This window comes from Promicromonospora sp. NPDC060204 (assembly GCF_042728455.1).
Classification (GTDB): domain Bacteria; phylum Actinomycetota; class Actinomycetes; order Actinomycetales; family Cellulomonadaceae; genus Promicromonospora.
Genome location: NZ_JBHWZO010000218.1, coordinates 1 through 10,931, shown reverse-complemented (window position 1 = coordinate 10,931; position 10,931 = coordinate 1). Strand labels below are relative to the sequence as shown.

11 protein-coding genes are annotated in these 10,931 nt (G+C 73.4%); 6 read left to right on the top strand and 5 right to left on the bottom strand.

The genetic code is table 11. The features are described from left to right. The 3 genes from epsC to ACFWEJ_RS22285 form a co-directional block, all read left to right on the top strand. Nucleotides 1–399: serine O-acetyltransferase EpsC (gene epsC, locus ACFWEJ_RS22295; RefSeq protein ID WP_377231378.1), on the top strand; the 399-nt coding region annotated here is incomplete at its 5' end. 121 nt (nucleotides 400–520) lie between these two features. Further along, a complete protein-coding gene (locus ACFWEJ_RS22290; protein ID WP_377231377.1) occupies nucleotides 521–874 on the top strand; it encodes a GntR family transcriptional regulator in 354 nt (117 codons plus the stop codon). Further along, the gene (locus tag ACFWEJ_RS22285; protein WP_377231376.1) at nucleotides 871–1,920 is read left to right on the top strand and encodes a DUF1648 domain-containing protein; all 1,050 of its coding nucleotides are present in this window, start codon (nucleotides 871–873) and stop codon (nucleotides 1,918–1,920) included. Before ACFWEJ_RS22290 ends, ACFWEJ_RS22285 begins: the two co-directional genes overlap by 4 nt. A 54-nt stretch (nucleotides 1,921–1,974) precedes the next feature. On the opposite strand, the gene ACFWEJ_RS22280 is transcribed toward ACFWEJ_RS22285, so the two are convergent. Continuing rightward, entirely contained in the window at nucleotides 1,975–2,367 is a 393-nt protein-coding gene (locus tag ACFWEJ_RS22280) for an MmcQ/YjbR family DNA-binding protein (protein WP_377231375.1), read from the bottom strand. Between the two features lie 104 nt (nucleotides 2,368–2,471). Here ACFWEJ_RS22280 and ACFWEJ_RS22275 point away from each other — a divergent pair, with 104 nt between their 5' ends. Next, nucleotides 2,472–3,584 (top strand): LLM class F420-dependent oxidoreductase, encoded by a 1,113-nt coding sequence (locus tag ACFWEJ_RS22275; RefSeq protein WP_377231374.1) that lies wholly within the window; start codon nucleotides 2,472–2,474, stop codon nucleotides 3,582–3,584. 82 nt (nucleotides 3,585–3,666) lie between these two features. Here the strand turns inward: ACFWEJ_RS22275 and ACFWEJ_RS22270 are convergent, their stop codons facing one another. Further along, complete coding sequence (locus ACFWEJ_RS22270) at nucleotides 3,667–5,238, bottom strand: bifunctional metallophosphatase/5'-nucleotidase (protein WP_377231373.1); 1,572 nt, start codon at nucleotides 5,236–5,238, stop codon at nucleotides 3,667–3,669. Nucleotides 5,239–5,342: 104 nt separating this feature from the next. Beyond that, nucleotides 5,343–5,819, bottom strand: a complete 477-nt coding sequence (locus tag ACFWEJ_RS22265) for an MGMT family protein (RefSeq protein ID WP_377231372.1) — start codon at nucleotides 5,817–5,819, stop codon at nucleotides 5,343–5,345. A gap of 85 nt (nucleotides 5,820–5,904) precedes the next feature. On the opposite strand from ACFWEJ_RS22265, the gene eis reads away from it, so the two are divergent. Continuing rightward, nucleotides 5,905–7,221: an enhanced intracellular survival protein Eis gene (gene eis, locus ACFWEJ_RS22260; protein ID WP_377231371.1), complete on the top strand. Its 1,317-nt coding sequence runs from the start codon at nucleotides 5,905–5,907 to the stop codon at nucleotides 7,219–7,221. A 66-nt stretch (nucleotides 7,222–7,287) separates the two neighbouring features. Here the strand turns inward: eis and ACFWEJ_RS22255 are convergent, their stop codons facing one another. Next, nucleotides 7,288–8,337 carry an Fpg/Nei family DNA glycosylase gene (locus ACFWEJ_RS22255; RefSeq protein ID WP_377231370.1) on the bottom strand — a complete coding sequence of 350 codons (1,050 nt, stop codon included), beginning with the start codon at nucleotides 8,335–8,337 and terminating at the stop codon, nucleotides 7,288–7,290. Between the two features lie 2 nt (nucleotides 8,338–8,339). Beyond that, a complete protein-coding gene (locus ACFWEJ_RS22250) occupies nucleotides 8,340–8,792 on the bottom strand; it encodes a ribose-5-phosphate isomerase (protein WP_377231369.1) in 453 nt (150 codons plus the stop codon). Between the two features lie 49 nt (nucleotides 8,793–8,841). On the opposite strand from ACFWEJ_RS22250, the gene ACFWEJ_RS22245 reads away from it, so the two are divergent. Beyond that, nucleotides 8,842–10,878, top strand: a complete 2,037-nt coding sequence (locus ACFWEJ_RS22245; protein WP_377231368.1) for a M13 family metallopeptidase — start codon at nucleotides 8,842–8,844, stop codon at nucleotides 10,876–10,878. Nucleotides 10,879–10,931 lie beyond the last annotated feature (53 nt).

The following is a 10,931-nucleotide window of genomic DNA, read 5'->3' as shown; positions in this document are numbered from 1 at the left end:
GACTGGGCGGCGACCGGGGTCGAGATCCATCCGGGAGCCCGGCTGGGCCGGCGGCTGTTCATCGACCACGGCATGGGCGTGGTGATCGGCGAGACGACGGTGGTCGGCGACGACGTCATGCTCTACCACGGCGTCACGCTCGGCGGCCGGTCGCTCAACCGCGGCAAGAGGCACCCGACGCTCGGGGACCGTGTGACGGTGGGCGCCGGCGCCAAGGTGCTCGGCCCCGTCTGGGTCGGCGACGACGCGCAGATCGGCGCCAACGCCGTCGTCGTCAAGGACGTGCCCGCCGGAGCCGTGGCGGTGGGCATCCCCGCGCGGATCCGGGTGCCGAAGGCACCCGTCGCGGAGCGCTCCCGCAACGAGGACCCGTCGGAGCTCATCGAGTACTCCATCTGAGGGGACCGATGCTCGGCCGAGCAGCGTGACGGGTCGAGGAGGGTCGGCGGACCTGGTCCGTCGGCCCCTTCTTCTCTCCGCTACTTGTTCTAGTTGGAGTAGATCAAGTAGCGTAGCGCCCATGATGTTCCGGATCGATCCGACCAGCGACGAGCCGCTCTTCGAGCAGCTCGTCGCACAGGTGCGCATCGGGGTCGCCAGGGGAGAGCTCGCACACGGTGAGCGCCTCCCGGCCGCGCGTGAGCTCGCGCAGGCGCTCGAGGTCAACGTGCACACGGTCCTCAAGGCCTATCAGGTGCTGCGCGACGAGGGGCTCGTGGACCTGCGCCGCGGCCGCGGCGCGGTCGTCACGGGACGGTCGCGAGCCGAGCTCTCGGCCGTCGAGCGCGCGATGGCCGACCTGATCCGCGCCGCCAAGGCGGCACACCTCTCACCGGACGCCACCGCAACCCTCGTCAAGGAGGCAATGCGATGACCACCGGAATCCTGCTGCACCAGCGGTTCGGGCACAGCAGACGGGGCCAGATGGCGATCAGCGCACTCTGCGGCCTGTCGCTGCTCGCCCTGGCCGCAGGGCTGGTCCTCTCCTGGCGGGACAGCCTCCCCGACCCCGTCGCGACCCACTGGTCGAGCGGAGGCGCGCCGGACGGGTTCATGTCGCTCGGCGCCTTCGTCGCCGTGCTCGCCGGCACCGCGGCGGCCTGCATCGCCCTGTTCTCCGCCATCGGGGTCCACTGGGGCAGGGCCGAGAGCACGAGGCGGCTCTCGGCGGCGCTGAACGTGTGGATCGGCGGGTTCGTGGGCACCATCCTGGCGGGCGGCCTGTGGGCACAGCGCGGGCTCGCCGATGCGACGGAAGCCCGGATCCCGGGGTGGCTCATCGCGGTCGCGACCCTCGGACCGGCGGTGCTCGCCGTGGTGGCGGCGATGCTCGTGCCCGGTGATTCGCACACCCCCGCGACCAGCCCGGTCGATGCTGACGCCGCGCGGGCAGACCTTGCTCCCGACGAGCGGGCGGCGTGGATCGGCCAGGCCGGCACGACGAGGAGTGCCATGGTGCTCGAGATCGGCATCGCGCTGCTCACGGCGGCGCTGGCGGTCATGACGCAGCTCTGGGTCATGCTCGTCGTGCCCGCCCTGCTCGTCCTGCTCTTCCTGGCGATGCTGTCGTTCACCGTGCGCGTCGACCACACCGGCCTGACCGTGCGCTCGGCACTCGGCTGGCCGCGTACCAGGATCCCGGCGGACGAGGTGCTGGTCGCGTCCGCGACGCGCGTCAGCCCGCTGCGGGACTACGGCGGCTGGGGCTGGCGTGTGGCGCTCAACGGTTCGGGCCGCACGGGAGTAGTGCTGCGCGAGGGCGAGGCGCTCCAGGTGGACCGGACCGCCGGCCGCGGGTTCGTCGTCACGATCGACGGGGCAGCCGAGGCGGCGGCACTACTGAACACGATGGCGGAACGGGCACGGTCCGACGCGCCGGCCCGCTCCGACGGCACGCCCGGCACGCCCGGCACCCCGTGACGCCTCCTGCGGCGCCCCGGATCAGCGGCTCGTAGGCGTCATCGGCGCCGCGGCTCAGCGCAGGCGGTCGGCGTGCTGCTGCGCGAGCCCCGGCGGCGCCGTCGCCAGCCACGCGTCCACGAGAGCCTCGCGCAGCCCGGGCTCGGCGATGACGTCGAGCTGGATCAGCATCCCGGCGAAGCCGTCGAAGTGCGTGATGGTGAAGAACCCCGGCCGGCCCTCGGCCAGGATCGCCTCCTTCTCCCCCAGGTCCTCGACCCGCACACCGAGGATCGGGCCCTCCGGCACCGGCTCGTCGCCGAACCGCTTGAGGTCGGCCTTGGTGAAGGGGCGCTCCCAGGCGAACGCCTTGGTCCCTACGGACCAGGCGCGGTGGCGATAGCTCGAACCCTCTGCCGTCTCGGGCAGCGCGAGGGCGAGCCGGGCGACGTCGTCGTAGGTGGCCACGAGTCCACCGTAGCCACAACGGGCCCCACGCGACCGGTAGGGTGTGGGGCAGTACCTGGGACGCGCCGTCCCAGGTAAGCCGTTCCCACGACGAGGTGAACCCCATGCGCATCGGATTCCAGACCGGTTACTGGTCCCGCAGGCCCCCGAAGGGCATCCAGCAGTTCATCGTTGCCGCCGACAAGCTGGGCCTCGACTCGGTCTGGACCGCGGAGGCCTACGGGTCGGACGCCTTCTCGCCGCTGGCCTGGTGGGGCTCACGGACCAGGAACGTGCGGCTGGGCACGGGCATCGCCCAGCTCTCCGCACGCACACCGACGGCGACCGCCATGCAGGCCCTCACGATGGACCACCTGTCCAAGGGCCGGTTCGTGCTCGGCCTCGGCGCCTCCGGCCCGCAGGTCGTCGAGGGCTGGTACGGGCAGCCGTACAAGCGGCCGCTGGCCCGCACACGCGAGTACGTGGACATCGTGCGGCAGGTGATGCGCCGCGAGGCGCCCGTGACCCACGACGGCTCGTTCTACCAGCTCCCGCTGTCCGCCGAGGCGCCCGGCGCGACGGGGCTCGGCAAGGCCCTCAAGCCGACCGTGCACCCGTTCCGCCCCGAGATCCCGATCGTGCTGGCCGCGCAGGGCCCCAAGAACGTGGCCCTGGCCGCCGAGATCGCCGACGGCTGGATGGCCGGCTTCTACGCGCCGCGCATGGACGACGAGTTCCGCGCGCTGCTCGCCGAGGGCTTCGACGTCCGCTCCGAGGAGCGTTCGGCCGCGGACCGGTTCGAGGTGTGCGCCACGGTCCCCGTCGTCGTGCGGGACGACGTCGAGGCCGCCGCCGACGTGATCCGCCCCCACATCGCCCTGTACGCGGGCGGGATGGGCGCCAAGGAGGCGAACTTCCACAAGCAGTCGCTCGACCGGCTCGGGTACCAGGAGCCGCTCGACAAGGTGCAGGAGCTGTACCTCGCCGGGCGCAAGGAGGAGGCGGCCGCGGCCGTGCCGACGCAGCTCGTCGAGGAGATCGCGCTGGTCGGGCCGATCGACAAGATCCGCCGCGAGCTGCCCACCTGGGAGAAGACCGCGATCACGACCCTGCTGGTCCAGGGCGACCCGGCCTCGATGCTCGCGCTGCTGGCCGCGACGCAGGACACGTCCCTGGCCGGCCGCGCCCGCTCGACGGCGGGCTCCCTCCTCGCGAAGGTCGCCCCCTCAAAGATCTGACCCCCGCCCTCCCCAGCTCGTTGAGTGCTGGCTATTTGCGCTCCTGGCACCACAAAAAGCGCGAATACCCAGCACTCAACGGCTAGGGGAGGACCGTGATGCGGCCCTCCGGGGTGACGTCGATCGTGCCGACGGCGCGGGCGTGGGTCGCGATCGTCTCCGCGTCGACCGGGGCCTCGCCGATCGGGACCAGGACCTCCGCGTCCGCGAAGCCGCTCACGCCGTCGCCGCCGCCGATCACGTAGTTGGTCGCCGCGACCGTATAGGTGGCATCGAGATCGAGCGGCGCGCCGCCCACGCTGACCTCGCGCACCCGCGAGCCCGCCGGGGCGCTCGGCGAGTACGCGTACGCCATGCCGGAGACCTGCGGAAAGCCGCCGCCGACGTCCTGCACCCGGGCGACGGCGTCCTCCAGCGATTGGCGCAGGCCCGCGCCCGTGACCCGCACCTCCATCACCCGGTTGGCGAACGGCGCGATCGAGTAGGCGTCACGGAGCGTGAAGTCGGGCCCGGGCGCCTGGGCGCGCAGGCCGCCGCCGTTCACCCAGCCGACGTCGGCGCCGTGCTGCGCGCGGAACGCGTCGGCGACGAAGTCCCCGAGCGCGGTCTCCTGGGACCGGCTCTTCTGCTCCGGGTCGAGCAACGGGGTCCGCACGTCGGCCAGCACCTCGGAGAGGCGCTCGTCCATCTCGGCGGCGTACCGCTCCTCGACCTCGCGGAGCTCGGGGTCGGGCGTGACCGTGTGGTCCACCTCGATCACGGACGGCCGGACCCGGTACTCCGGCCGGTGCCCTCCTGGCCCCGCGGTGAGGCGCCCGCCACGCTCCCGGCGGATGTCCAGGCGGATCAGCGAGCCGATGTTCCCCTCCGACGCCATGAGCGGCACGTCGCCCTCGTACTCGATCACGGACTCGTACTCCGCCATCTCCTCGCCGAAGACGGCGTCCAGCTCGGGCACGGCCCGCACCAGCTCGTGGTTCTCGTCCATCGGGTACTGGGTGACGGCCACGATCACGTCGGCCCGGGCATGCGCACGGAGGTCGGCGACGGCGGCCCGCGCGGCCTCGACCGGATCCGTCTCCACCAGGTCCGCGGCGGCGGACGTCGTCTCGATCGCGTCAGTGAGCCCGATGAACCCGACCCGGACCGGGCCCACCCGCTGCACGGCCCAGGTGCCGCCCTCGGCGAACGGTGACCCGTCGGTGCCGGTCAGGTTGGACGTGATCCACGGGAAGTCGGACGCCGCGACCAGGTCGCGCGCGTGGTCCACGCCGAAGTCGAAGTCGTGCTGGCCGAAGTTCGCCAGGTCCACGCCCACCTCGTTGAGCGCCTCCACCATGGGCACGCCCCGGTAGAGACCGCCGAACAGGGTGCCGCCGGCGAGGTCGCCGCCGAAGACGACGGCGGTCGCCCGGTTGCGTTCCTCGACCGTGCGCACGGCCGTGGCCAGGCGCGCGACGCCGCCGCGGTCCTGACCGCCGGTGAGCACCGGACCGATCTCGTGCGCGTCGTGGAAGTACAACAGGGTCGCGGCGGGCCGGTCGTGCTCCGGCGCGGGCCGGGCCTGCGCGGGCAGCACGCCCGACGTGGCGGCTCCCGACACGAGCAGCAGGGCACCGAGAAGCGCGGTCGTACGGGCGAGCGGGCGGCGCATGGCAGGACCTCCGGCAGCGGGTCGGACTCGGGGACGGTAGCCCGGACGCGTGAACAGGGCGGCCCGGGCGGGTGAACTGTGCGTGACCTGGCACCCCAGGCCGGTCAGGCGTGGTGCGGGCGCTCCTCGTCCTCCGGGAACCAGACCGCGCGTCTCAGGTTCACGCGGCGGCCGTCCTTGGACAGCGGGCAGCCCTCGGCGCGCAGCGCGTCGAGGGCCTCGGTCAGGTGGTGCTGGGGCGGCGACCCCGCCGCGTTGACCACGCGCCACCAGGGCACGCGGTCGCCGTCCGACGGCGGTGCGCCGGCGCCGTCCGCGCCCTCCCCGTCCGCGCCCTCCCCGTCGCTCCCGGCCCCGGGCTCCCCGTCGTCCGGCACGAGGTGCGCGTACCTGCTCCCCGAGCCGGCCAGGACGCTCCCGACCTGGCGCGGCCCGCCCCGGCCGAGCTCCTCGCCGACGATCTCCGCGATCAGGCCGTACGTCATCGCGCGGCCGGACGGGATGTGCCGGACGACGTCGAGCACGGCGGCCGCGTACTCCTCGACGTCGGTGAGCGGGGGTCCGGGCAGCGGCTGGTTCACGCAGGCGATCGTAGACGCGGACACCGACATCGGCCGCCGTCCGACCGGCCGATTTCCGCTTGCGACCGGGTGCGACGATCGACGCATGGCACTTCCCCAGATCGCCCTGCCGGCGGGCTACCGCTGGCGCACGCTGACCTCCGACGACCAGCGCCTCGTGACCGAGCTCGACACCTGGGCCTTCCCGACGGGCCACGCCCACGACGACCTCGACGCCACCCCGTCCCCGCTGACCTGGGAGCGCGCCGTGGCCGTCGAGGCGGACGGCGTCGACGGCCTGGTGGCCATGCACGCGTCCTACCCGTTCGGGCAGTTCCCCGTGCCCGGCGCGGAGCTGCCGACGGCGGGCCTGACCTGGGTGGGCGTGCACCCGCAGCATCGCCGCCGTGGTCTGCTGTCGGCGATGATCGACCTGCACCTGGCGCGCTCGGCCGGGCGGGGCGAGCCGCTCAGTGCCCTGTTCGCCGCGGAGGCCGCGATCTACGGCCGGTTCGGCTACGGCCACGCGGCCGACGACCTGCGGCTCGACATCCCCCGCGGCGCTGCCCTGCGCGACGTGCCGGGCGCGGAGCGGCACACGGTCCGGGTCGAGGTGGCCTCCCGCGAGCGCCACGGCGAGCTCGTCGACCGCCTGCACCGCGCGGCCGGCGCCGCGCCGTCCGGGGAGCCCGGCATCAACCGGCCCGGCTGGGTCACGCGCGAGACCGAGGAGCTGCAGGCCGTCCTGTGGGATGATGCCCCGATCCATCGTGGCGGCCGTGAGTCGCGCCGCATCATCGTCGTGGAGCTCGACGGCGAGCCCCGCGGCTACGTGACGTTCCGCCGCAACCTCTCCTGGGAGCCCACGGGCCCGCGCGGCCAGGTCAGCGCGGGCGAGGTCGTGGCGCTCGACGCCGCCGCGGCGCGTGCCCTGTGGGGCGCGCTGCTGGACCTCGACCTGACCAACGAGGTGAGCCCGTTCATCCTCCCCGTGGACGACGTGATCACGCAGTTCCTGGTCAACCTGCGCGCCGCCGCGCCGCGCACACCGGACAACCTCTGGGTCCGGCTGGTCGACGTGCCCGCCGCCCTCGCGGGGCGGCGGTACGCCGCCGACGTCGACGTGACGCTCGCCGTGACCGACGCCCGCCTCCCGGCGAACGCCGGGGTCTATCGGCTCCAGGCGGAGGCGTTCGGGCCGGCCTCGGTGGAGCGGGTCGACCCGGAGTTCGAGGCGCCCGAGCTGTCGCTCGACGTCCGCGAGCTCGGCGCGGCCTACCTCGGGGGCAAGTCGCTCGCGACGCTGGCGGCGGCGGGACTCGTCACCGTGCACCCGCGCCCCGGGCAGCGGCCCGGTGTGCTGGCGCGGGCGAGCACCGCGTTCGGCTGGCCGGTCGCGCCGGGCGCGTCCTGGGTGTTCTGAGCCGGGTCCGGCCGGGCCCGCGCCCGACGGCGGGGTCGCGGCCCCGCCAGCCCGCGGCGTCGGCCGTCAGGTCTGGCAGACGCCGCACCAGAACAGGTTGCGGCCGGCCAGCTCCTTGACCAGCACCGGCGACCCGCACACCCGGCAGGGCAGCCCGTCGCGGTGGTAGACGTAGAAGGCCTGGTCGGAGGGCACGGCGCCGGGCGAGCCGTCGGTGTTCTGCCGGGTCCGGCCACGGCCGCGGTCGGCCGCGGGGACGGGCTCGGCGCCGCCGTCCGCGACGTGGCCGGCGCCCCGGTCCGCCGGGCGTGTCGTGACGATCGCGCCGTGGTCGGCGCCGTCGCGCATGAGGACGACGAGGTCGTCCCAGATGGCGCGGACGGTCGCGGCCGGCACGTCGCGCCCCGGGCGCAGCGGGTCGACGCCGGCGCGGAACAGCACCTCGGCGCGGTAGATGTTCCCGACGCCGGCGACGACGGCCTGGTCCATGAGCTGCTGCCCGATCGTCACGCGTGACCGGCCCACGGCGGCCACGAAGGCGTCGGGGTCGCCGTCGTCCCGGATGGGGTCGGGGCCCAGCCGGGCCTCGACGGCCTCCTTCTCGTCGGCGGTGATCACCTCGCACGCCGTCGGGCCGGTGAGGTCGGCGACGGCGTGCGTGCCGAGCAGGCGCACGCGCACCTGCCCGCGCGGCTCGGGCACCTCCCACGTGTCAGACGTGGAGGTCCCCGGGCGGACCTGTGGGTCTGACACGTCGGACGACGGCGGGGCGGACGCCGGCACCGAGTCCCGCTCCCCGATCCGGCGCCGGGGCGCGCCGATCGCGTGCGCGACCTCCGGCGCGTCCGGGGCGCCCGCGAACGTCCACGCGCCGTACAGCCCGAGGTGCGTGCGCAGCCACAAGGTGTCAGACCGCAGGTCAGCCGGCCGCTCGGCCGGCGCGAAACCCAGGAAGAGCTGCTTGCCCCACGCCTCGCTCGCCACCAGACGACGGCCGTCGAGCACGCCCGCGCCGTCCGCGAACCGCCCCTGCGGGCTGCTCACCCGCAGGACCTGCTCCGCGAACAAGGCGTCGAACGTCCGCGCGAGGCGGTGGACGGTGTGCCCCTCAGGCACGCTCAGCCACGCTTGCTCTCGTACTCGGCGAGCTGGTCGATGCGGCGCTGGTGCCGCGCGTCGCCGCTGAACGGCTCGGCCACGAAGGCCTCGACGAACGACGTCGCCTCCTCCACGGAGTGCATGCGCCCGCCGACGGCGATCACGTTCGCGTCGTTGTGCTGGCGGCCGAGCTTCGCCGTCTCCAGCGACCAGGCCAGCACGGCCCGGACCCCGGTCACCTTGTTCGCAGCGATCTGCTCGCCGTTGCCCGATCCACCGATCACGATGCCGAGCGAGCCGGGCTCGGCCACGACGGCCTCACCGGCGGAGAGGCAGAAGGACGGGTAGTCGTCCTGGGGGTCGAGCTCGTGGGCACCGTGGTCGACGACCTCGTGCCCGGCCGCGGTGAGATGGCCCACCAGGTGCTGCTTGAGGTCGTACCCGGCGTGGTCGGCGGCGATGTGGAGACGCATGGCCCCATCTTCCCTCATGCGCGAGGTCCACGTTGCGTACGCTGGCGCAATGACCACCGACGCCACGGGACTCACGTCGGGGATCGACCTCGACGCGCTCGACCCCGCAACCCGACCGCAGGACGACCTGTACCGCCACGTCAACGGGAGGTGGATCGACAGCCACGAGATCCCCGCCGACCGCGCGATGGACGGGGCGTTCCGCGCTCTCTACGACCAGGCCGAGGTGCACGTCCGGGAGATCATCCAGGACGCGCCCACCGGCTCCACGATCGGCGACCTGTACGCCAGCTTCATGGACACCGAGCGGATCGCCGGGCTCGGCACGACGCCCCTGGACGAGGACTTCGCCCTGATCAAGGACGCCGGGGACGCCGCCGCGCTGACCCGCGTGCTGGGCGCGCTGCAGCGCACGGGCGGAACGGCCGGCGTGCGCTTCTGGGTGGACAACGACGCGACCGACCCGGAGAAGTACGTCGTCTACCTGCGGCAGTCCGGCCTCGGCCTGCCCGACGAGGCGTACTACCGCGAGGAGCAGTACGCCGAGCTCCGCAAGAAGTACGTGCCGCACGTGGCCCGGATGCTGGGCTTCGCCCCGGTTCAGGAGACCTGGGGCATCTCGCCCGCCGACGCCGCGCAGCGCGTGTACGACGTCGAGAAGCAGCTCGCCGGCCACCACTGGGACGTGGTGCGCGACCGCGACGCGACGCTCACCTACAACCCGATGACGCTGGCCGCGCTCGTCGAGTCCGCGCCGGGCTTCGACTGGGTGGCCTGGGCCGAGGCGCTGGGCGTGCCGGCCGGGTCGTTCGACGACATCGTGGTGCGCGAGCCCGACTTCGCGACCGGGTTCGCCGCCCTCTGGAGCGAGCTGTCGCCGCTGGACTGGCAGCTCTGGATGACGTACCACGTGGTCAGCGCCCGGGCGCCGTACCTCACCGACGAGATCGTCGAGGCCAACTTCGACTTCTACGGCCGCACCCTCACCGGTGCGCAGGAGGTCCGCGAGCGCTGGAAGCGCGGCGTCGCGCTGGTCGAGGGCGCGCTCGGCGAGGTCGTGGGCGCGGAGTACGTCGCGCGGCACTTCCCGCCGTCGAACAAGGAGCGGATGGACCGCCTCGTGGAGGCGCTGGTCGCCGCGTACCGGGAGTCGATCCAAGGGCTGGACTGGATGACCGACGAGACCAAGGCGAAGGCGCTGACCAAGCTGGAGAAGTTCACCCCCAAGGTGGGCTACCCGGTGCGCTGGCGCGACTACTCGGGCCTGGAGGTGGACGCCGCCGACGTGGTGGGCAACGTGCGCCGCTCCAACGCGTTCGACCAGGACTACGAGCTGGCCAAGATCGGCAGGCCGCTGGACCGCGACGAGTGGTTCATGACGCCGCAGACCGTCAACGCCTACTACAACCCGGGCATGAACGAGATCGTGTTCCCCGCGGCGATCCTGCAGCCCCCGTTCTTCGACCCCGAGGCCGACGACGCCGTGAACTTCGGCGGGATCGGCGGCGTCATCGGGCACGAGATCGGCCACGGGTTCGACGACCAGGGCTCGAAGTACGACGGCGACGGCCGCCTCGAGGACTGGTGGACCGACACCGACCGCACCGAGTTCGAGAAGCGCACGAGCGCGCTGATCGCGCAGTACGACGCATTCCGGCCGGCGCAGCTCGCGGCGTCCGCCGTCGGCTCCGGATCCGGTTCCGATCAGGGCGACGACGCGGGCGACGCCGCCGCCGAGGGCCACGTCAACGGCAGCCTGACGATCGGCGAGAACATCGGCGACCTGGGCGGGCTCTCCATCGCGATCAAGGCCTACCGGATCGCGCTCGGCAAGCCGCTGGACGAGGCGCCCGTCGTCGACGGGCTCACCGCCCTGGAGCGGATCTTCCTCGGCTGGGCCCAGGTCTGGCAGTCCAAGGGCCGCGACGAGGAGGTGCTCCGCCGCCTCGCGACGGACCCGCACTCCCCCAACGAGTTCCGCTGCAACGGCGTGGTGAGCAACGTGGACGAGTTCTACGCGACCTACGACGTCCAGCCGGGCGACGCGCTGTACCTGGCCCCGGAGGACCGGGTCCGCATCTGGTAGTCGCAGTCGCCCGTCACCTTTGAGGCCCGGGTTTCTTCACTCTTTTGTGGGTG